At 41.7% G+C, this 22,353-nt stretch carries 21 protein-coding genes; 19 read left to right on the top strand and 2 right to left on the bottom strand.

Going from position 1 to position 22,353, the window contains the following annotated elements:
• Positions 1-162 precede the first annotated feature (162 nt).
• Positions 163-1,185: a DNA polymerase III subunit delta gene (gene holA, locus J2S07_RS11505; protein WP_307150549.1), complete on the top strand. Its 1,023-nt coding sequence runs from the start codon at positions 163-165 to the stop codon at positions 1,183-1,185.
• An 84-nt stretch (positions 1,186-1,269) separates the two neighbouring features.
• Here holA and rpsT read toward each other — a convergent pair whose 3' ends face one another.
• Positions 1,270-1,536 carry a 30S ribosomal protein S20 gene (gene rpsT / locus J2S07_RS11500; RefSeq protein ID WP_307150548.1) on the bottom strand — a complete coding sequence of 89 codons (267 nt, stop codon included), beginning with the start codon at positions 1,534-1,536 and terminating at the stop codon, positions 1,270-1,272.
• Positions 1,537-1,766: 230 nt separating this feature from the next.
• On the opposite strand from rpsT, the gene gpr reads away from it, so the two are divergent.
• The 13 genes from gpr to deoC all read left to right on the top strand — a co-directional run bounded on the left by gpr (position 1,767) and on the right by deoC (position 16,913).
• Positions 1,767-2,894, top strand: coding sequence for a GPR endopeptidase (gene gpr, locus J2S07_RS11495; protein WP_307150547.1), 1,128 nt, complete (start codon positions 1,767-1,769; stop codon positions 2,892-2,894).
• 80 nt (positions 2,895-2,974) lie between these two features.
• Positions 2,975-4,177, top strand: coding sequence for a stage II sporulation protein P (gene spoIIP, locus J2S07_RS11490; protein ID WP_307150546.1), 1,203 nt, complete (start codon positions 2,975-2,977; stop codon positions 4,175-4,177).
• Positions 4,178-4,311: 134 nt separating this feature from the next.
• Entirely contained in the window at positions 4,312-4,659 is a 348-nt protein-coding gene (locus J2S07_RS11485; RefSeq protein WP_307150545.1) for a YqxA family protein, read from the top strand.
• 95 nt (positions 4,660-4,754) lie between these two features.
• Positions 4,755-6,590: a translation elongation factor 4 gene (gene lepA, locus J2S07_RS11480; RefSeq protein ID WP_307150544.1), complete on the top strand. Its 1,836-nt coding sequence runs from the start codon at positions 4,755-4,757 to the stop codon at positions 6,588-6,590.
• Positions 6,591-6,669: 79 nt separating this feature from the next.
• Positions 6,670-7,809 (top strand): radical SAM family heme chaperone HemW, encoded by a 1,140-nt coding sequence (hemW, locus tag J2S07_RS11475; protein ID WP_307150543.1) that lies wholly within the window; start codon positions 6,670-6,672, stop codon positions 7,807-7,809.
• Positions 7,810-7,933: 124 nt separating this feature from the next.
• Positions 7,934-8,965 carry a heat-inducible transcriptional repressor HrcA gene (gene hrcA, locus J2S07_RS11470; protein ID WP_307150542.1) on the top strand — a complete coding sequence of 344 codons (1,032 nt, stop codon included), beginning with the start codon at positions 7,934-7,936 and terminating at the stop codon, positions 8,963-8,965.
• A 103-nt stretch (positions 8,966-9,068) separates the two neighbouring features.
• Positions 9,069-9,668: a nucleotide exchange factor GrpE gene (gene grpE, locus J2S07_RS11465; protein ID WP_307150541.1), complete on the top strand. Its 600-nt coding sequence runs from the start codon at positions 9,069-9,071 to the stop codon at positions 9,666-9,668.
• Positions 9,669-9,706: 38 nt separating this feature from the next.
• Positions 9,707-11,539: a molecular chaperone DnaK gene (gene dnaK, locus J2S07_RS11460; RefSeq protein ID WP_307150540.1), complete on the top strand. Its 1,833-nt coding sequence runs from the start codon at positions 9,707-9,709 to the stop codon at positions 11,537-11,539.
• A 341-nt stretch (positions 11,540-11,880) separates the two neighbouring features.
• Entirely contained in the window at positions 11,881-13,005 is a 1,125-nt protein-coding gene (gene dnaJ, locus J2S07_RS11455; RefSeq protein ID WP_307150539.1) for a molecular chaperone DnaJ, read from the top strand.
• Between the two features lie 42 nt (positions 13,006-13,047).
• Positions 13,048-13,986: a 50S ribosomal protein L11 methyltransferase gene (gene prmA, locus J2S07_RS11450; protein ID WP_307150538.1), complete on the top strand. Its 939-nt coding sequence runs from the start codon at positions 13,048-13,050 to the stop codon at positions 13,984-13,986.
• Positions 13,987-14,007: 21 nt separating this feature from the next.
• Positions 14,008-14,751: a 16S rRNA (uracil(1498)-N(3))-methyltransferase gene (locus tag J2S07_RS11445; protein ID WP_307150537.1), complete on the top strand. Its 744-nt coding sequence runs from the start codon at positions 14,008-14,010 to the stop codon at positions 14,749-14,751.
• Between the two features lie 6 nt (positions 14,752-14,757).
• Positions 14,758-16,104, top strand: coding sequence for a tRNA (N(6)-L-threonylcarbamoyladenosine(37)-C(2))-methylthiotransferase MtaB (mtaB, locus tag J2S07_RS11440; protein ID WP_307150536.1), 1,347 nt, complete (start codon positions 14,758-14,760; stop codon positions 16,102-16,104).
• Positions 16,105-16,244: 140 nt separating this feature from the next.
• Positions 16,245-16,913, top strand: coding sequence for a deoxyribose-phosphate aldolase (deoC, locus tag J2S07_RS11435; RefSeq protein WP_370872817.1), 669 nt, complete (start codon positions 16,245-16,247; stop codon positions 16,911-16,913).
• Positions 16,914-17,146: 233 nt separating this feature from the next.
• Here deoC and J2S07_RS11430 read toward each other — a convergent pair whose 3' ends face one another.
• Complete coding sequence (locus J2S07_RS11430; RefSeq protein ID WP_307150534.1) at positions 17,147-18,079, bottom strand: Na/Pi symporter; 933 nt, start codon at positions 18,077-18,079, stop codon at positions 17,147-17,149.
• A gap of 197 nt (positions 18,080-18,276) precedes the next feature.
• Here J2S07_RS11430 and rpsU point away from each other — a divergent pair, with 197 nt between their 5' ends.
• From rpsU to J2S07_RS11405, 5 genes are all read left to right on the top strand, one after another.
• Complete coding sequence (rpsU, locus tag J2S07_RS11425) at positions 18,277-18,450, top strand: 30S ribosomal protein S21 (RefSeq protein WP_295969481.1); 174 nt, start codon at positions 18,277-18,279, stop codon at positions 18,448-18,450.
• A gap of 15 nt (positions 18,451-18,465) precedes the next feature.
• The gene (locus J2S07_RS11420) at positions 18,466-18,909 is read left to right on the top strand and encodes a GatB/YqeY domain-containing protein (RefSeq protein ID WP_307150533.1); all 444 of its coding nucleotides are present in this window, start codon (positions 18,466-18,468) and stop codon (positions 18,907-18,909) included.
• Between the two features lie 224 nt (positions 18,910-19,133).
• Positions 19,134-20,411 (top strand): NfeD family protein, encoded by a 1,278-nt coding sequence (locus tag J2S07_RS11415; protein WP_307150688.1) that lies wholly within the window; start codon positions 19,134-19,136, stop codon positions 20,409-20,411.
• Positions 20,412-20,428: 17 nt separating this feature from the next.
• Complete coding sequence (gene floA, locus J2S07_RS11410) at positions 20,429-21,418, top strand: flotillin-like protein FloA (RefSeq protein ID WP_307150532.1); 990 nt, start codon at positions 20,429-20,431, stop codon at positions 21,416-21,418.
• Between the two features lie 32 nt (positions 21,419-21,450).
• Positions 21,451-21,924 carry a YqfB family membrane protein gene (locus tag J2S07_RS11405; protein WP_307150531.1) on the top strand — a complete coding sequence of 158 codons (474 nt, stop codon included), beginning with the start codon at positions 21,451-21,453 and terminating at the stop codon, positions 21,922-21,924.
• Positions 21,925-22,353: the final 429 nt, after the last annotated feature.

Genomic DNA, 22,353 nt, shown 5'->3' with positions numbered 1-22,353 from the left:
GTAAGTATCCTAGGCCTTATTTGCTGGCGTTTACTATAGATAGGGAATTGGCATTATTCGTATGCCAATTCCCTTTTATATTCATCCATCAATTCTAACTTGTCAAATTCCATTTGCTTTTATAGGATTAAGAAAGAATATGATGGAGTGGGGCGAAGGAGATTGGTTTTAGACGTTTGGAAAAAAATTAAGAAAAAACAGTTTACGCCCATGTATGTATTATATGGAACAGAGGATTTTCTAATCAATGAAACGAAACAACTGTTGATCAATTATGCTTTAAGTGAAGAGGAAATAGAGTTTAATCTTTCCTCCTATGATTTGGAAGAGACACCGATAGAGGTTGCCATAGAAGATGCTGAAACCTTTCCATTTGTCGGAGAGAGAAGGCTAATATTTCTAAACAATCCTACTTTTTTAACCGGGGAAAAATCAAAGTCCAAAATTGAACATAATTTAAATAAGCTAGAAGCCTATCTCAAGGAGCCAGCACCTTATTCCATTATCGTTTTTTCGGGAGCTTATGAGAAATTAGATGAACGAAAAAAACTGACAAAGGAATTAAAGAGACAAGGGACGGTTGTGGAGGCTAAAAAATTAAATGAACAAGAACTGATCCTTTGGGTTAAGGAACGGGTGGCAATAAACGGTGTGGAGATTGATGATGAGGCCGTTCACCAGTTGCTCACGCTATCAGGGACAAACCTTTTGATGCTGACGACAGAGGTCGACAAGCTTGCATTGTATGCGAATGGTGGCAAAAAAATCGATGTGAATATGGTGGAGAAGCTCGTTTCCCGTTCGTTGGAACAAAATATTTTTTCACTAGTGGACAAAATTGTTCAAAGAAAGATTGAGGATGCATTTCGAATTTACTACGATCTCCTTAAGCGAAATGAGGAGCCGCTCAAAATTCTCGCCATTCTTGCAGGCCAATTTCGTTTGATTTATCAGGTCAAGGAGCTTGCGAGAAAAGGCTATGGACAGCAGCAAATTGCTGGGTTTGTCAAGGTTCATCCCTTTCGTGTAAAACTTGCAGCAGGCCAAGCAAGGCTGTTTAAGGATGAGGAGCTAGCTCGGATTATGAACATGCTTGCCGATGCAGATTACCTCGCAAAAACAGGTGGAATGAATAAGGAAATGATTTTAGAAATGTTTCTGTTTCGATTGCAGGGGGAAAATTAAATATTTTTACATTTAAAAAGGGAGCCGCAGAGGTTCCTTTTTTGTAAATTAAAAGGCTATCTTTGGAAAGATAGCCTACATCAATTATGCGTTTACCGCATTGATTTTTTTCGCTAAACGAGATTTCTTACGAGCAGCAGCATTCTTGTGGATTAGACCTTTAGAAGCAGCTTTGTCTAGCTTTTTAGCAGCAACTGCAAAGTTTTCTTTTGCAGCAGCACCGTCATTATTCACAACTGCAGCTTCTACCTTCTTAACAGCAGTACGCATTGCAGATTTAACTGTAGTGTTATGAGCGTTACGCTCTTCGCTTGTTTTCGCACGCTTGATAGCAGATTTAATATTTGCCATACCATTCACCTCCTATATGTAATCGAGATGATTGAAAAACTCGATATTCACAATCCCTAACATAATTTGCAGAACAAGAGATATTTTATCAAACGAATACCTGTTTTGCAATACTATCTGTTTATTTTACAGCAAATCGATTTAGTTAACAAATGAATTTTTTATAAATAGCTCGGCAATGCTAAAGAATAGCTTTTTTTATGGAAAAATATGATAGAGAGGGCGATAAAGTGAATCATTCAATCGATTTAAGCAAGTATTCCGTACGAACAGACCTGGCCGTTGAGGCGAGGGAAATGGTGATTGCGGAAAGAAAAAAGAAAGATGTGTATGAAGAGGAAAATATTTCAGATATTGAGGGTGTCATTATAAAGGAAAGAGAGGAAAATGATATAAAAGTTTCCTTAGTCGAAATTACAGAGGAAGGTGCCAATGCAATTGGAAAGAAACCGGGGAAATACTTGACATTAGAGGTCATTGGGATTCGACAGCAAGATACCGAGCTGCAGGAAAAGGTTCAGGAGACCTTTGCTCAAGAATTTGCTCATTTCCTGAAACAGCTTGGCATCAAGGAGGATGCATCATGCTTAGTAGTTGGCCTTGGAAACTGGAATGTCACACCTGATGCCCTTGGACCCCAGGTTTGTGAAAACTTACTTGTCACACGTCATCTGTATGAATTGCAGCCGGAGAGCGTGGAAGAGGGCTATCGTCCTGTAAGTGCCATTGCCCCAGGTGTCATGGGCCTAACTGGCATTGAAACGAGTGATATTATCCTTGGGGTTGTGGAGAAAACAAAGCCTGACTTTGTGATCGCCATTGATGCTCTTGCATCAAGATCGATTGAAAGAGTCAATTCTACCATACAGATTTCCGATACAGGCATTCATCCTGGCTCTGGTGTTGGGAATAAGAGAAAGGAGTTAAGCAAAGGGACGCTTGGAATCCCGGTGATTGCGATCGGGGTTCCTACCGTCGTCGACGCGGTGTCGATCACAAGCGATACGATCGACTATATATTAAAGCATTTTGGCAAGGAAATGAAGGAGGGAAATCGTCCTTCTCGAGCTTTAACACCTGCGGGCATGACCTTTGGAAAAAGAAAAAAGCTAACTGATGAGGACTTGCCGGAGGAGCATCACCGAAAAACATTTCTTGGCATGATTGGGACCTTGGAGGACGAGGAGAAAAGAAAGCTAATTTCTGAGGTCCTTTCCCCCTTAGGCCATAATCTAATGGTCACACCGAAGGAGGTTGACGTTTTTATTGAAGATATGGCCAATTTGATTGCCAGTGGATTAAATGCTTCGCTCCACCAATCTATCAATCAGGATAATGCTGGTTTTTATACGAGATAACTTGATGAAGTGAAAATAATGGTTCTACCTTTTCTAGCAAAGTCATAAGAATTAGTAGACTTACTTTAAGAGGTGGAACAATGAAATATAATAGAGCTTCTTCATTTGTTGTGACGGTTCAAGGGACAAGTATACTCAATTTTTTTCTCGTAATTACGCTGCTATTGCTGCTGATTTTTTCCATAAGTGGATTAATTACATCTTTAAATCCAGAGTATCGAATCAAATCTTCCTCTGTTAATAGCGCGACAACCCATTTGAATGGGAAAATTCTCTTTCAGCTCATGACGTCGGAGAACCATGCCTTTAAACAAGCATTACCTGAAGGGGAAGCGGCACCAAAACTATCGAATCTTGTTTTTCAAGCGTCTACCAATATTAATTTGGATGACCCAAGAAGTCTACTTGGTAGGGAGCTTCCAGGATTTTCATTATTCGATGGAAAAATTCTTGTGGCCGGAGAAGGAACAAATTATACGAATCTGCCGATTGAATCTCCTCCCCCTCAAGAAGTTTTAAAAGAAGAGAATGAGGCATCCATACAAAACACTGAAGGTCTTGAAGAAACGGTTGAGGGTGACAAACCAACACCTTCTCAGTCAACTGGCGATCGCAAAATGGTGTATATCTACTTTACCCATACGCGCGAGTCTTTCCTCCCTTATTTAAAAGGAGTGACAGATCCAAACAGTGCTCAGCATTCTAAAATCAATGTAACAAAAATTGGCGACCATCTGATGAGCGAATTGGAGAGTCTTGGGATTGGAACGGTAGTAGATAAAACCGATATTATGACGAATTTAAACAAGAAGGGGCTAAAATACCAAAAATCCTACGTTGAATCAAGGAAGGTTGTGGAGGCTGCCATTTCCTCCAATCGGGATTTAACTTATTTAATTGATATTCATCGAGATTCTCAACGAAGGGAAAAAACAACCATTAATATTAATGGAAAATCATATGCGAAGCTCGCTTTTGTCATCGGGGCGGAAAATCCAAATTATGAAAAGAACGTGAAGCTAGCCAGTCAGATTCATCAAAAACTAAAGGAAAGATACCCAGGACTGAGCCGAGGAATTATTGAAAAAGCGGGGGCATCCACGAATGGAAAGTTCAATCAAGATTTATCTGGGAATGCCATGCTTATTGAATTTGGCGGGGTTGATAATACCTTTGAGGAATTAAATCGTTCAGCAGATGCCTTCGCAGAAGTTTTCAGTGAAATTTTCTGGGAGGCGGAGAAGGTTCATTCACCAGTTGATGAGCTGGCAAATGAACAGTAGTAGGAAAGGGCAATTGGGGAATACCTAGTTGCCTTTTTCTGTAGGGTGGATTGTACAAGTTTTAGAATGGCATTCATACTGGCCATAATGTTTAAGAGAAATGCAATTGAAAAATAAAGTGATGGGTGATTCAAATGAAGATGTTCCTTTTAAAATTTTTCCTAGTGGTTGCGTTGATGTTCGTCTCTGTGTTATTTGGGATGCAGCAAGCAAATGTCGGCATCCATCGGATGAAGGGGTTTGAGGACTCCAATTTCAAGGAAGCTCTTAATATAAACGAGACAGACGGTCAGGTAGAGGTTTCTCTCCTAGGCAATGACATACGAAGCCATGACCTGGAAGAGAAAAAACAAAAGCTAGAACAAATGAAGGCCTATAATTTCTTCTCTGATGTAGGGAAAAAATTTGCAGGGGCTGTTTCGATCGTAACTGAAAAAATAATCGGGGTCATGACTTCATTAATTAGTAAAGAGGAAGACTGAACCCATGCCCACACTTCTTTTTCCATTGAATCTTAAACTAGCGACTGCTATAATCAAAAAATAGTGCAAGTGGAAGTATAGTAGGAGTGAACGATATGAATAGAGAAGAAAGGCTTGAAAGGCAATCAAAAATCCGTAATTTTTCCATTATCGCTCATATCGACCATGGAAAATCGACGTTAGCCGATCGGATTTTGGAAAAAACGAATACGCTAACCGCTCGTGAGATGAAGGATCAGCTCTTAGATTCGATGGATCTGGAAAGAGAGCGTGGAATCACGATTAAACTGAACTCTGTTCAATTGAAATATAAGGCAAAAGATGGAGAAATCTATACATTTCATTTGATCGATACCCCAGGACATGTCGACTTCACGTATGAAGTGTCACGAAGCTTAGCAGCCTGTGAAGGAGCAGTCTTAGTTGTGGACGCTGCCCAAGGAATTGAGGCACAAACATTAGCGAATGTGTATTTGGCGATTGATAATGACCTTGAGATTGTCCCAGTCATTAACAAAATCGACCTCCCAAGTGCGGATCCCGATCGGGTACGCAATGAAATTGAAGACGTCATCGGTTTGGATGCGTCCGAAGCGGTTCTGGCCAGTGCCAAAGCAGGAATCGGAATCGAGGATATCTTAGAGCAAATCGTGGAAAAGGTCCCAGCGCCAACCGGGGATCCGGATGCACCATTAAAGGCGTTAATCTTTGATTCCCTTTATGATGCCTATCGTGGAGTCGTTGCTTATATCAGAGTCGTCGACGGCACGGTTAAAGCCGGGGATAAGATTAAAATGATGGCTACAGGCAAGGAATTCGAAGTAACCGAAGTTGGTGTCTTTACACCTAAAGCGGTAACGACAGAGGAGCTTACAGTCGGTGATGTTGGATTTCTAACGGCTGCCATTAAAAATGTTGGAGATACACGAGTCGGGGATACGATTACAAATGCTAAAAACGGCGCGACAGAGGCGTTACCTGGTTACCGGAAATTGAATCCAATGGTGTACTGCGGATTATACCCAATTGATAGTGCCAAATTTAATGATTTGCGTGAAGCATTGGAGAAATTGCAATTAAACGACTCCGCCCTTCAATATGAACCGGAAACATCGCAGGCCTTAGGCTTTGGTTTCCGCTGTGGTTTCCTTGGTCTCCTCCATATGGAAATCATTCAGGAGCGAATTGAGCGTGAGTTCAAAATTGACCTAATTACTACAGCACCGAGTGTTATTTATGATGTGGTGATGACGGATGGAACAGAATTAAAAATTGACAATCCTTCCGATATGCCAGATCCACAGAAAATTGACCGTATTGAAGAGCCTTATGTGAAGGCAACGATGATGGCTCCAAATGACTATGTCGGTGCGATTATGGAAATCTGCCAAAACAAACGCGGCCATTTCATTGATATGCAATATTTGGATGAGACTCGTGTCAGCATCCTCTATGAGATTCCACTATCAGAAATTGTCTATGATTTCTTTGATCAACTGAAATCTAGTACAAAGGGATATGCTTCCTTTGATTATGAGCTTATCGGGTACAAGCCATCAAAGCTTGTAAAAATGGATATTCTTTTGAACGCTGAACAAGTCGATGCATTAAGCTTTATCGTTCACAAGGATTTTGCCTATGATCGTGGGAAGATCATTGTAGAGAAGCTGAAGGAACTCATTCCAAGACAGCAATTTGAAGTGCCTGTCCAAGCGGCAATTGGCCAAAAAATTGTAGCACGTTCAACCATTAAGGCGATGCGCAAAAACGTCTTAGCGAAATGTTACGGTGGAGACATTTCCCGTAAACGAAAGCTCTTAGAAAAGCAAAAAGAGGGTAAAAAGCGCATGAAGCAGGTTGGTTCCGTCGAAGTTCCACAGGAAGCCTTCATGGCCGTCTTAAAAATGGATGACAGTAGTTCGAAAAAATAAACGGGAAGGGGTTAGAATGGCTTGGTTCGCTAAGTGATCTAACCTCTTTTTTGATAGAAATATGAGGTTGTGATGAAAATTGATAAAAGCTGCTTATATTCATATTCCATTCTGTGAACACATCTGTCATTATTGTGATTTTAATAAAGTGTTTTTACAAGGTCAGCCCGTGGATGAATATTTAGAGGCATTGAAAAAAGAAATTGAATTAACTCTAGAGCTTGCCCCAACGAATCATTTGGACTCGATCTTTGTAGGTGGTGGCACACCAACTGCGCTAAATGAAAGGCAATTAGAAGTCCTCTGCCGAGGGATAAATGACTTGCTCCCGTTTGACAAAGGAACGGAATTTACCTTTGAAGCGAATCCAGGGGATTTATCAAAAGAGAAATTTCAAATCCTCCATGATGCAGGAGTGAATCGCCTAAGCTTCGGAGTGCAAACATTTAACGATGAGTTGCTGAAGCGTATCGGTCGAGTTCATCGAGCTGTCGACGTATTCAAGTCAGTAGAACTAGCAAAACGTTCTGGCTTTGAAAATATCAGCATTGACTTAATTTATAGCTTACCGGGGCAAACTTTAAATGATTTTGTCGAAACCTTAAATACGTCCTTCACTTTAGACATCACCCATTATTCCGGATATTCCTTGATTATTGAACCGAAGACCGTTTTTTATAATTTGCTGAAAAAAGGTCGCCTTCCATTGCCAGGGGAGGATGCAGAGGCTGGCATGTATGAAGAGCTAATGAAAGCAATGGAAAACCATGGGTTTAAACAATATGAGATAAGCAATTTTTCTCTTCCCGGCTATGAAAGCAGGCATAATCTAACCTATTGGAACAACGAGGAATATTATGGATTTGGTGCAGGTGCCCACAGCTATACGAGTGGGAGCAGACGATCCAATTTTGGTCCGCTTAAAAAGTATATGGAACCACTAGAGAACGGGCAGCTCCCTATTTTCGAAGAGGTTCGACCGACAAAGGCCGAGCGCATGGAAGAAGAAATATTTCTAGGGTTGCGAAAAAACCAAGGAGTCTCGATTTCAAAATTCAAAGAAAAATTTGGGGAAGATCTTAAGGTGCTTTTTGGAAAAGAAATAAGAGAGCTGCAAAAACAGTCATTGATACATGTCGAAAATGGATACGTAAAATTAACGAATAAGGGTCGCTTTTTAGGAAATGAAGTATTTCAGTCATTTCTTGGAGTCGTATAATCTGAAATTACTTTATGATAGGGAGATATTAAGGTTTTAGGATTGACATCTTCCCATTAAATTTGATAATTTATTAGTAGATTTAGCACTCGTTATGTCGGAGTGCTAACAGAGGTGATAATCCGTGTTAACAGATCGTCAATTATTAATATTCCAAGTGATTGTTGATGATTTTATTCGATCTGCTCAACCAGTCGGTTCGAGAAGTTTGTCGAAAAAGGAAGGGATCAAGCTTAGTTCGGCGACGATTAGAAATGAAATGGCTGACCTTGAAGAATTGGGATTTCTCGAGAAAACACACACCTCATCGGGGCGAATTCCATCCGAGAAGGGATACCGATTTTACGTTGATCATATGCTCTCGCCACAGAAACTGGATTCAAAGGACATTGACACGGTTCGCTCAATTTTTGCGGAGAGAATTTATGAATTGGAGAAGATTGTACAGAGATCTGCCAAGATTCTTTCCGAGTTGACTAACTATACAGCCATTGTTCTTGGACCTGCAGTTAGAGAGAACAAGTTAAAAAAGGTTCAAATCGTACCTTTGAATAAAGAAACGGCCATAGCGATTATCGTGACAGATACGGGGCATGTGGAAAATAAAATGTTCCATCTTCCTCCGGGCATTGATACGGGGGATATTGAAAAGCTTGTTAACATATTAAATCAACGTTTAACAGGGGTTCCGCTTGAGGATTTAAACGAGAAAATCTTTAAAGAGGTTGCTCTCGTATTAAGGCAGCATATTCGAAGCTATGACTCCATGCTTTCTGCGATTTTGGATGCATTCAAAATACCAGCAAATGAAAGATTGTTTTTCGGTGGAAAAACGAACATGCTAAGCCAACCAGAATTTCACGATATCGACAAGATCAAAAGTCTTATGAATATGATTGAACATGAAGAGGATATGTACGACATCATCCGTAGGAATCCGACGGGCATTCATGTGAGGATCGGTAAAGAAAATGATAATACAGCCATGGAGGATTGCAGCTTAATTACTGCCTCATATTCTGTTGGGGCTGAGCAGCTTGGAACGATTGCCATTTTGGGACCAACGCGCATGGAGTATTCACGTGTAATCAGTTTGTTGAAATTTTTAAGCAATGATTTATCACAGGTGTTGACGAAGCTGTATCAAAGTAATTAGCGCTGGAAATATTGATTAAGGGTGGAAACGTTTTTCCATCCCTTTTGCCTGCGCATAATCTGGAATGGATTTTTTGCTTGAATATATAAGGGAGGTGAATACGTTGGCTGAGGAAAAAGAAAAACTACAAGAGGAAACACAAGTGACCAACGATCAGGATCAAATTGAAAAGGAATCCATTGAACCGATATTTGATGAGGCTAACGTGGAAGAAGAGAATCCTTCGTCACTTGAGAATGAGCTAGTTGAATTACAGGAAAAGGTAGTGGCTTTAGAGGCCCAGTTAGAAGAAAAGGAAAATCGCTTTTTGCGTTTACAGGCTGACTTTGAAAATTCACGTCGTAGAGCAAGACTTGACTTTGAAGCGGCGCAAAAATATAGAGCACAGGAATTAATATCTGATTTGTTACCTGTTTTGGATAATTTTGAACGGGCACTAAATGTGGAATCGGATCATGAGCAAACAAAATCAATTCTTCAGGGCATGGATATGATTTATCGCTCGCTACTAGAAGCTCTGAAAAAAGAGGGCGTGGAGCCGATTGAAGCCCAAGGGAAAGAGTTTGATCCCCACTTCCACCAGGCTGTGATGCAGGTTGCGGAAGAAGGCTATGATTCCAATATAGTGGTTGAAGAATTCCAAAAAGGTTATATGTTGAAGGATCGGGTGATTCGTCCTTCAATGGTTAAAGTAAATCAGTAAGAATGAAGAGTTAGTCTACATATTCGGGAGGTAGTATTATGAGTAAAATTATTGGTATTGACTTAGGAACAACAAACTCCTGCGTCGCTGTTTTAGAAGGTGGAGAGCCTAAGGTTATTCCAAATCCAGAAGGAAATCGAACAACACCTTCAGTCGTTGCATTTAAGAATGGTGAGCGACAAGTAGGGGAAGTAGCAAAACGTCAGGCGATCACAAACCCAAACACAGTCCTTTCAATTAAGCGTCATATGGGAACTTCCCATAAAGAATCAATCGAAGGGAAGGATTATACACCACAGGAGCTCTCAGCGATTATTCTACAGTATTTGAAATCCTATGCAGAGGATTATCTTGGCGAGCCAGTAACGAAAGCGGTTATTACCGTTCCTGCCTACTTTAATGACGCTGAGCGTCAAGCAACAAAGGATGCTGGAAGAATTGCCGGCTTAGAGGTTGAGCGTATCATCAATGAGCCAACAGCAGCTGCCCTTGCTTACGGTCTTGATAAGATGGAAGAGGACCAAACGATTCTTGTCTACGACCTTGGTGGAGGTACGTTTGACGTTTCCATCCTTGAGCTAGGTGACGGAGTATTTGAAGTAAAATCTACTGCTGGGGACAACCGACTCGGTGGAGATGACTTCGACCAAGTGATCATTGATTACTTAGTTGATGAATTTAGAAAAGAAAATGGCATTGATTTATCTAAGGATAAAATGGCGGTGCAGCGTCTAAAGGATGCTGCTGAAAAAGCGAAGAAGGATCTATCTGGAGTGACTTCCACACAGATTTCCCTTCCATTTATTACAGCTGGTGAAGCTGGACCGCTACACTTAGAAGTGACACTTTCAAGAGCAAAGTTTGATGAGCTATCTGCACATCTTGTTGAAAGAACGATGGGACCTACTCGTCAAGCGCTTCAGGATGCTGGATTAACAGCTGCAGAAATAGACAAGGTGATTCTAGTCGGTGGTTCTACCCGTATTCCTGCCGTTCAAGAGGCGATTAAGAAAGCAACTGGAAAAGAGCCTCATAGAGGGGTTAACCCAGATGAAGTCGTTGCGATGGGAGCTGCCGTTCAAGGTGGAGTAATCACTGGAGATGTGAAGGATGTTGTTCTTTTAGACGTAACACCACTTTCATTAGGAATTGAGACAATGGGTGGCGTGTTTACGAAATTAATCGATCGTAATACCACGATCCCAACATCGAAATCCCAGGTGTTTTCGACAGCTGCTGACAATCAAACAGCAGTAGACATCCATGTATTACAGGGTGAACGCCCAATGGCCGCTGACAACAAGACATTAGGACGTTTCCAATTGACTGATATTCCACCAGCACCACGTGGAGTTCCGCAAATTGAAGTATCCTTTGATATTGATAAAAACGGAATCGTCAATGTTCGTGCGAAGGATCTTGGAACAAATAAAGAGCAGGCAATAACCATTAAGTCATCAACAGGTCTATCGGATGAGGAAATTGAAAAAATGGTGAGAGAAGCGGAAGCAAATGCAGAAGCCGATCAGAAGCGTAAGGAAGAGGCTGAATTACGCAATGAAGCGGACCAGCTCGTGTTCCAAGTAGATAAGACATTGAAGGATCTAGAAGGTAAGGTCGATGCTGGAGAAGTTGCGAAGGCAAACGAAGCGAAGGATGCTTTAAAGGCTGCAATTGAAAAGAATGACCTGGATGAAATGCGTGCCAAGAAGGATGCCCTTCAAGAAATCGTTCAAAACCTATCTGTCAAGCTATATGAAGAGGCTGCAAAGCAAGCACAAGCTGCACAGGGTGGCCAAGCGGATGCTGGAGCAGGCAAGGATGACAATGTAGTAGATGCAGAATTTGAAGAGATTAAAGACGATAAATAGAAAAGCGGAAGCGGCTAGCCGCTGGAACTAGACAAATAGAAAAGCGAAAGCGGCTCATCCATCGACGAAGCTAGCCAAATAATTAGAATATAGAAAAGTCAAAGTCATGATCTTTACGACTTTGGCTTTTTCTATGAGAATTATCATTGTCGGTTAGTGTACCTGAACGAGCCTTTGCTCATGATTCTCGAGCAACAGCGAAGAGAAGGTGGCGCCTACCGACAATTGTGATACTAAGTTGACATAGCCGTCTATGACCATAACTATGTAGATATTTGCACGAATAAAGAGATGAGTGTTAAAATAACCTTTATGCGAATCGATTCGGGGAGTGGTTATGTTTGAGTAAAAGGGATTATTATGAAGTCTTAGGGGTGACGAAATCCGCTTCTAAAGACGAAATTAAGAAGGCTTATCGTAAGCTATCAAAAAAATATCATCCGGATATTAATAAAGAACCGGATGCAGATGAAAAATTCAAAGAAGTAAAAGAAGCATATGAAGTATTAAGTGATGATCAGAAGCGAGCACACTACGATCAATTCGGTCATACCGATCCAAACCAAGGCTTCGGTGGTGGAGGATTTGGTGGCGGAGGCTTCGGCGGCTTTGAAGATATATTCGAAACCTTTTTCGGCGGTGGCTCTAGACGCCGTGATCCGAATGCACCACGACAAGGGGCAGACCTTCAATATACGATGACGTTATCTTTTGAGGAAGCGGTGTTTGGGAAAGAGACGGACATCGAAATTCCTCGTGAAGAAACATGCGATACCTGTCTTGGCAGTGGGGCAAAACCAGGAACAAAGCCTGAAACCTGTAACCATTGTAACGGAAGCGGACAATTGAATGTGGAGCAGAATACTCCATTTGGAAGAATTGTCAATCGAAGAGTCTGTAATTATTGTAACGGAACGGGTAAAGAAATTAAGCATAAATGTTCAACCTGTGGCGGAACAGGCAAGGTGAAGAAGCGCCGCAAAATTCATGTGAAAATTCCAGCGGGAATTGATGATGGCCAGCAGCTAAGAGTATCAGGACAAGGTGAGCCAGGGGTCAATGGTGGGCTAGCTGGGGATTTATATGTTGTTTTTCATGTACGTTCCCATGAATTCTTCGAGAGGGATGAGGATGACATTTTTTGTGAAATGCCGATCACGTTTGTTCAAGCTGCCTTGGGGGATGAAGTCGAGGTTCCAACCTTGCATGGAAAGGTGAAGCTCAAAGTTCCTGCGGGGACACAAACAGGCACGAAATTCCGTCTTAGAGGAAAAGGTGTTCCTAATGTAAGAGGCTATGGAGTCGGAGATCAGCATGTCATTGTTCGGATTGTGACCCCTACTAAGCTTACGGAAAAACAGAAGCAGCTTCTTCAGGAATTTGCCGAAATTAGTGGGAAGGTTCCGCAGGGAGAGCAAGAGGAGAGCTTTTTTTCAAAGGTAAAAAGAGCATTTAAGGGTGATTAAGTTACCCATTGCGATTGAAAAATAGAAACGGAGTTGGTAGATATGAAGTGGTCGGAAATATCGATTCATACAACAAATGAGGCAGTGGAGCCGATTTCAAATATATTACATGAAGCTGGGGCTAGCGGTGTTGTCATTGAGGACCCGTATGAGTTGGTAAAGGAAAGAGAAGACCGCTTCGGAGAAATCTATCAGCTCAATCCAAATGATTATCCAGAGGAAGGGGTTATCGTTAAGGCCTATCTTCCCGTCAACAGCTTCCTTGGTGAAACGGTCGATGAAATCAAAGAGGCGATTAATGGACTGATTCTCCATCAAATCGATATTGGTAAAAATACGGTCACAATCAGTGAGGTAAATGAAGAAGAGTGGGCAACCGCCTGGAAGAAATACTACCATCCAGTGAAGATTTCAGAGAAATTCACGATTGTGCCAACATGGGAAGAATATACGCCTGTTCATAGCGACGAGTTGATCATTGAACTCGACCCTGGCATGGCGTTTGGTACAGGTACCCATCCAACAACCGTCATGAGCATTCAGGCTCTAGAAAGAACGATCGAAGAAGGCTTTCAGGTCATTGATGTGGGAACCGGTTCAGGCGTATTAAGTATTGCCGCAGCAATGCTTGGCGCTTCCCGTGTCGAAGCGCTTGACTTAGATGAGGTGGCGGTCAACTCTGCCAAAATTAATATCAAGCTTAACAAGGTTCATGATCGGGTAACGGTCAGACAGAATAATCTCCTTGACGGAATCAGTGAACCAGTGGATGTGATCGTTGCAAATATTTTAGCCGAAGTAATTGTTAGATTTACAGATGATGCGGCACGATTGGTGAAACCGGGCGGATATTTTATCACCGCTGGAATTATCCTTCAGAAGAAACAAGAGGTTAAGGATGCGATTACAACTGCGGGCTTTGAAATTATTGAGACGCTGCAAATGGAAGATTGGGTATCCTTCATCGCTCGGAAAAATTAATCGCTAGATCGGAGTGTAGTCATGCAAAGATATTTTGTCGACAACAAAAAGGATAATCATTTCTTCATTTCTGGTGAAGATAGACATCATATCGTGAATGTCATGCGTCTAAAAGAGGGCGATCAAATTATTTGTGCTGCTTCTGGGAAAAGTGCTGTCTGTTTAATAGCAGAAATTACCGATGAACAGGTGAAAGCTGAAGTAGTAAAATGGGAAGAAGCTACTGCTGAATTGCCTGTTAGGGTGGCAATTGCGAGCGGATTGCCCAAAGGGGATAAGCTGGAATGGATTATTCAAAAGGGTACAGAGCTTGGGGCATCGGTGTTTATCCCTTTTGCTGCATCCCGCTCTATCGTGAAATGGGACGATAAAAAAGCTTCAAAAAAGGTAGAACGTTGGAATAAGATTGCCAAGGAGGCGGCAGAGCAATCTCATCGGCAAATTAGCCCTGAGGTGATAAGCCCGATATCCTTAAAGTCACTAATCGAAATGAGCAAGGATTACGACTATAAACTGATTGCCTTCGAAGAGGATGCAAAGGTTGGAGAGTCATCCATCCTTCATTCTACCCTAAATAGAATCGAAGCTGGGCAGTCGATCCTTTTTGTTTTTGGACCTGAAGGTGGGCTAACTGAAGGTGAGGTCACCCGATTAAAAGAGAGTGGTTTTCTATCCTGTGGGTTGGGTCCAAGAATATTACGAACAGAGACAGCGCCATTATATGCACTTTCTGCTGTTTCCTACAAACTAGAATTAATGAGGTGAAGTTAAATGGCATCCGTTGCCTTTCATACACTTGGCTGTAAAGTAAATCACTACGAAACAGAAGCTATTTGGCAGCTTTTTAAAGCAGAGGGCTACGAACGTACAGATTTCGAATCGACAGCAGATGTGTATGTTATCAATACATGTACCGTCACCAACACAGGTGATAAGAAGAGCCGTCAAGTGATTCGAAGAGCGATCCGCAAAAATCCAGATGCGGTTATTTGTGTTACTGGCTGCTACGCTCAAACTTCTCCTGCGGAAATCATGGCCATTCCTGGAGTGGACATAGTTGTTGGAACCCAGGATCGCGTGAAAATGCTTGAATTCATCGAGCAATATAAGACAGAGCGTCAACCGATTAATGCAGTAGGCAATATTATGAAAAACCGCGTCTATGAAGAGCTGGATGTCCCAGCCTTTACCGATAGAACAAGGGCTTCTCTTAAGATCCAAGAGGGCTGCAACAATTTTTGTACCTTCTGTATTATTCCATGGGCTAGAGGGCTTATGCGCTCGAGAGATCCAGAGGAAGTCATCCGCCAAGCGCAGCAGCTTGTTGATGCTGGCTATAAGGAAATTGTCTTAACGGGTATTCACACCGGGGGCTATGGGGAAGACATGAAGGATTATAACCTAGCGAGCCTTCTTAGAGACTTGGAAGCTCAGGTGAAGGGCTTAAAACGTCTTCGTATTTCTTCAATTGAAGCAAGCCAAATTACCGATGAGGTCATTGATGTGATCGACAAGTCGAATATCATTGTTAGACATTTGCACATCCCGATTCAGTCAGGCTCCAATACCGTTCTAAAGAGGATGCGTCGTAAGTATACAATGGAATTCTTTGCTGAAAGATTGGAACGCTTAAAAGAGGTTCTTCCCGGACTTGCGGTTACATCAGATGTGATCGTCGGTTTCCCAGGGGAAACGGAAGAAGAGTTCATGGAAACCTATAACTTTATTAAGAAGCATCAATTCTCAGAGCTTCACGTCTTTCCATATTCGAAGAGAACAGGAACTCCAGCAGCAAGAATGGAGGACCAAATTGATGAGGAAGTGAAGAATGAGAGAGTTCATCGCCTCATCACTCTTTCCGATCAGCTAGCCAAGGAGTATGCAGCACAATTTGAGAATGAAGTTCTTGAAGTGATCCCGGAAGAGAAATTCAAGGAAGATCCAGACAGTGACTTGTATGAAGGCTACACAGACAACTACTTGAAGGTGGTCTTTAAGGGCACGGAGGATATGATAGGAAAAATTGTCAAGGTCAAAATAAACAAGGCTGGTTATCCATACAATGAAGGCCAGTTTGTAAGAGTGTTAGAGGACTCTATCGAAAAAGCTGCAATATAATCAGGGGGACTGCATAGTGCAGTTCCTTTTTTTTTGAGGTTATTTTTTGGAAAGATACAAAAAATAACCTCGAAAAAGAATGGTCCCAATGTTATGATGAGAGAGGTACGTACAACTGAAATTGAAAGGGGTTAATGAGTTTGGAATCTATCGCAAAATACATTGATCATACATTGCTAAAAGCCGACGCCCAAAAAGACCAAATCGAAAAACTATGCCAAGAGGCAAGGGAATATGGATTTGCCTCTGTTTGTGTGAATCCGACATGGGTGAAGCTAGCGGCTGAGCTCCTTCAAGGGTCAGAGGCGAAGGTTTGTACGGTTATTGGCTTTCCACTAGGAGCGACAACTTCTGAAACAAAAGCCTTTGAAACGAAGAACGCGATTGAAAACGGCGCAACCGAGGTTGATATGGTCATCAATATCGGTGCATTGAAAAACGGAAATCTTGATGTAGTAGAGCAGGATATCCGTGCCGTTGTGGACGCTGCAAAAGGAAAGGCACTTACAAAGGTCATTATTGAAACTTCGCTATTAACTGACGATGAAAAAGTTACCGCCTGTGAGCTTTCTGTTAAAGCTGGTGCCGATTTTGTTAAAACTTCAACGGGCTTCTCAACCGGTGGTGCCACCGTAGAGGATATTCGTTTAATGAGAAAGACAGTTGGTCCAAACATCGGCGTTAAAGCCTCTGGCGGTGTTAGAAGTGCTGAGGATGCCAAGCAAATGATCGAAGCAGGGGCAACCCGTATCGGAGCCAGCTCGGGTGTCGAGATTGTAAAGGGCCTCACGTCAGACTCTAGTTATTAGGATAATTGAGGGGGATTAGATACTGAAGTTGGGATTTCAAACCTTCTTTGATATTCAATCCCCTTATTAACTACCGAGTTATCCAAAAAATTAGTCGTTCGGTCGTTCATAACCTAGATGAACGACCGAACTTCCAGAAAAGAGATTGCTACGGTCGCTCATAGCCTCGATGAACGCCCGAACCGCCAGAAAAATGCCTTCTTCGGTCGCTCACAGCCATTTCCACTACCCTTCTACCCTTCAACTTTTTTTCCATGAATCCGAACAATAAAATCGCCAAAGCGATAGGCAAAAGGTAAGACAATTAAAGAGGTAATTACATTAAAAATTACGCTCGTATGTGCCAATTGGACCTCTGCTTTATCAGCCAATACATACGAAAACTCTGCCAGCCATGATATAAAAGGAAAAAAAGCAGCAACTCCCATCACATTAAGCCATATATGGGCATAGGCACTAAGCCGGGATTCTTCTCCACTGCCGATGCTAGCAATATAACCTGTTATACATGTGCCAATATTGGCCCCAAGCATAATGGCAATCCCCGTATCGATTCCAAGAACATCTGTAGATAAGAATCCCATCACAATTCCAGTTGTGGCAGTGCTGGATTGAATGATGGATGTGACAAGTATTCCAGCAAGGACACTCAAGAAATGACTACTATCTAATTGGTCGAATACATGCGTCATCAAAGACAGGGTTGAGACAGGTGAAGCAAGGTATTCAAAGCCATTCATCGCTGTGAAAACAAATGCTAGTCCTAGAAAAATAAACCCGACGCTTCGCAGCTTTGTTTTTCCTATAAGAATTAGGATTGCCCCAACAATTGCTAGCGGGACGAGGAAAGAGTCAATATCAAAAGTAATAAACTCTGTTGTAAAGGTTGTACCAATATTGGTTCCTAATATAATTCCAATCGATTGGCGAAATGTCAGGATTCGTGCTGAAATCAATCCAATCGTAATCACCATGACGGCTGAACTGCTCTGCAATATCCCGGTAACAATCGTCCCGATGAGTAGTCCTCTAAACGGGGTACTTGTTAATCGAACGAGCCACTCTTTTAACGACTGAGCGGATGCATTAAACAGGCCTGTTCGAAGTAAGGTCATCCCGATAATAAATTGAACGATCAATACAATAAAAAGCAGCAAATAAAGCATGTCCTCACCCTCTCCATAAAACTTTATGGCAAAAGAGGGAAATGCATGACATATTTTATTCCATTCAACATTTATCAAAGGTTTGATGGCAAACGAAATGAGAATACAGTTGACCAAGAACGGTCATTATATTATAATTGCAAAGTACATGGTTTCATGTCGTGTAAGTGTGTTGTGTTCGGAGGGAGGGAAAGAGAATGTCTAAAACCGTCGTTCGTAAAAACGAATCACTTGAAGATGCTCTTCGTCGTTTTAAACGTACTGTATCTAAATCCGGTACGATACAAGAAGCTAGAAAGCGCGAATTCTACGAAAAACCTAGTGTTAGACGTAAGAAGAAGTCTGAAGCTGCAAGAAAACGTAAGTGGTAAGAGAGGGTGTAATAATTGAGTCTTCTCGAGCGTTTGAATCAGGATATGAAACAGGCGATGAAAAATAAAGAAAAAGACAAACTCTCATCTATTCGGATGATTAAAGCATCGCTGCAGAACGAAGCAATTAAGCTTGGCGCCGAGCTGTCCGAGGATGATGAGCTTACAGTCCTTTCTCGTGAAGTAAAGCAACGCAAGGATTCCCTCCATGAATTTGAAAAGGCAGGTCGTTCAGACCTCGTTGAAAAAATTCGTACTGATTTGCAGTATGTGGAAGCATATATGCCTGAGCAGTTGACGGAAGATGAGGTCAATGCAATCGTTCAAGAGACAATTGCTGAAGTTGGCGCTACTTCTAAAGCTGAAATGGGAAAAGTGATGGCTGCGATTATGCCTAAAGTAAAAGGAAAAGCAGATGGATCACTTGTGAATAAACTTGTACAACAACACCTTTCATAAACGTAATAAGGCCATAGGGATTCCCCTTTGGCCTTTTTAATTTTAGGAAATCCATTCATAACGATACACAAGTATGTTAGATTTAAGATGGAATATTTTTTTGAAACTATTTTGCCACGAAAACGTAATACAAGTACACCTTTTATGTGAAGGGAGGGAAGTGAGTGATAAAGAAAATTAGACAGCTGTCCATCGTCCTTTCTTTTCTATTTGCCTTTCTCTTGATGCTTATCCCCTATCATGGCAATGCAAATAATGAGATCGTATACGTTGTTCCGATAGAAGAGACTGTTGAAAAGGGTCTATCTGCTTTTTTAAAAAGAGCTGTGGCTACTGCCGAGGAGGAAAATGCTAAGGCCATCATCTTCGAGATCAATACTCCTGGGGGCGCAGTTGATGCTGCCGGAGAGATTGGAAAACTATTATCTTCAGCTAATATTAAGACCGTTTCGTTCATCAACAAAGAAGCGCTGTCCGCAGGTGCGTACATTGCTTTGAATACGGATGAAATATATATGGTCCCCGGCTCAACAATGGGAGCAGCGGCTGTGATTGACACGCAAGGAAATGCTGCAGATCAAAAAGCGCAATCCTATTGGCTGAGCGCAATGAAAGGGGCAGCGGAACAGAATGGACGTGACCCGATCTTTGCTCAAGCAATGGCCGATTCGGATATTGATTTACCTGAATACGATGCGCCAAAAGGAAAATTATTAACCTTTACATCCGATCAGGCGGAAGAAGCGGGATACTCAGAAGGGACTGTGTCATCGCTTAATGAGGTATTGGCGAAAATAGGCTACCCTGATGCTGAGGTTCGTTCTCTCGACGAAAGCTTTGCTGAAAAGCTAGCGAGATTTATTACACATCCAATTGTTGTGCCTATTTTGCTATCGATAGGTAGTTTAGGGTTAGTGCTCGAATTATATTCGCCAGGTTTTGGAATCCCTGGATTTATGGGTCTTGGTTCATTATTGCTATTTTTCTATGGCCATTTAGTGGCTGGGCTCGCAGGGTATGAAACCATCATTTTATTCGTCCTTGGAATCGGATTTATTATTTTGGAATTTTTCATACCAGGCGGAATCGTAGGAACGATAGGTTTTGTTTCTATTTTGGGAAGCATTTTCTTGGCGACAGATAATTTTGTCCATATGGCCATATCTCTTTTGATAGCCATTGGAGTCGCTATCTTGGCATCCATCTTAATGTTAAAGGTGTTTGGTAAAAATATGAAAATATTTAAGAAGATTATATTAACTGATTCTACGAATACGGAAAGCGGATATGTTTCCAATAAGAATCGATTAGAGCTTATTGGACTTGAAGGATACACATTCACAGACCTACGTCCTTCTGGAACTGTAATCGTCCAGGATGAACGTATCGATGTCGTGAGTGAGGGCTCCTTTATCCTGAAAGACAAAAGGGTAAGGATTATTAAGGTTGAGGGAGCAAGAATTGTTGTCCGTGAAATCCCAGATTTAGATAAAAAAGAGTAAACGAGGAGGAAGAGAACATGACTTTTACAGCACCAACTGTATTTTTACTTGTGGCGATTGTACTTGGAATTATTCTAATCGCCGTTCTACTAACATTTGTACCTGTCATGCTGTGGATTTCAGCGCTAGCTGCAGGGGTAAGGGTTAGTATTTTCACCCTGGTTGGAATGAGATTACGAAGGGTTATTCCAAGCCGTGTCATTAATCCATTAATTAAGGCGCATAAGGCAGGAATTGATGTTTCCACCAATCAGCTGGAGAGCCATTATTTAGCCGGAGGAAATGTCGATCGAGTTGTCAATGCTTTAATCGCAGCACAAAGAGCGAATATTGAACTTTCCTTTCAGCGCTGTGCAGCGATTGACTTAGCTGGTCGTGATGTATTAGAAGCCGTACAAATGAGCGTTAACCCGAAGGTCATTGAAACTCCATTTATCGCAGGGGTGGCAATGGACGGAATTGAAGTAAAAGCAAAAGCAAGAATTACCGTAAGAGCCAATATTGAACGCCTCGTAGGGGGAGCCGGTGAAGAAACCGTTATTGCCCGTGTCGGCGAGGGGATTGTATCAACGATCGGTTCGTCTGATAATCATAAAAAGGTGTTAGAGAATCCAGATATGATTTCACGTACAGTATTAGCGAAAGGGTTGGATGCAGGTACTGCCTTTGAAATTCTCTCGATTGATATTGCGGATGTTGATATCGGTAAAAACATCGGGGCAATCCTGCAAACGGATCAGGCCGAAGCAGATAAGAAAATCGCCCAAGCAAAAGCAGAAGAGCGTCGGGCCATGGCGGTTGCAAATGAACAAGAGATGAAAGCAAAGGTAGAAGAAATGAGAGCGAAAGTTGTTGAGGCGGAAGCAACCGTACCGCTTGCTATGGCTGAAGCATTAAAATCAGGAAATATTGGTGTGATGGATTATTTAAATCTCCGTAATATTGAAGCTGATACGGATATGAGAGATTCCATTGGAAAATCGACAGATGATAAGAAGAAACATTAATAATCCCCAACACTAGAAGGGAGGTAACTCTCTTGGACTTTTTACTTGATAATCCATTTATCATTATTGTGCTCATTGGGATTATTTCCTCCCTATTCAAGAAGGGGAAGGAAGTCCCGGATCCTAAAAAAAGGAAGCCGAAGCCTTTTGTCGAAAGCATTCCTTTACCAAAGGATATTGTTAAGGAAATCAGACAAGAAGCAGCTAAGTATATGAAGCCGTTTGAGCAGGAGCAGCCCGTTCAAACATTACAGTCAGAATACAATGAGGTAAGAAAAAAAGCAGCAGAACAACCACCTGCCAAGTCCCCTGTTCTAGAGGAGAGTTATTCGGGTATGATGCATACGCCTTTTGCTCAGGAAATAGGCGACATCCCTCTACAAGCGGAATCTAGAGAAGGGCTTGCTGTTGATAAGAAAAAACTTGCCGATGCGGTTATTTGGGCAGAAATACTTGGACCTCCAAGATCCAAGAAGCCACATCGAACGATGAACTTCAGATCTTAATAAAATGTTATGTAGGCATCTACCAGTTAAGGAGTGAGAAACTGGTAGATGCTTTATTTATGTCGAAATTTGCTTAGCGTATATTTTCCGCGTTTTTCTGCCGGACCTCCTTAATGAGTATTTGTATTGTTTCGAATAAAAGATTTTGATTTTTCTAAATATTTGGTATAATATTATTCTAATCATGATACAGTATTATGTGATACTGATTGAATGACATTAGTAACCCACAATGACTTACATAAAGAAATCAAATAGAAAGGAGAATTTTTAATAGAACGATGTTGCACAGAATTCCGAGCCGCTAATCAAAGGATTCAATTCGAGCACAGAATGTAAAAAGTCCTGCGGTAATATGTCAAGCCCAAAAATCTAAGGAATTGGAAATTTTAAACCCACCAGCATCTAAAAAAGGCAATACTAAAGAAA

Origin of the sequence: Anoxybacillus andreesenii, from assembly GCF_030813005.1 — a bacterium.
GTDB lineage: Bacteria > Bacillota > Bacilli > Bacillales > Cytobacillaceae > Robertmurraya > Robertmurraya andreesenii.
This window is presented reverse-complemented; position numbering and strand designations above follow the sequence as displayed.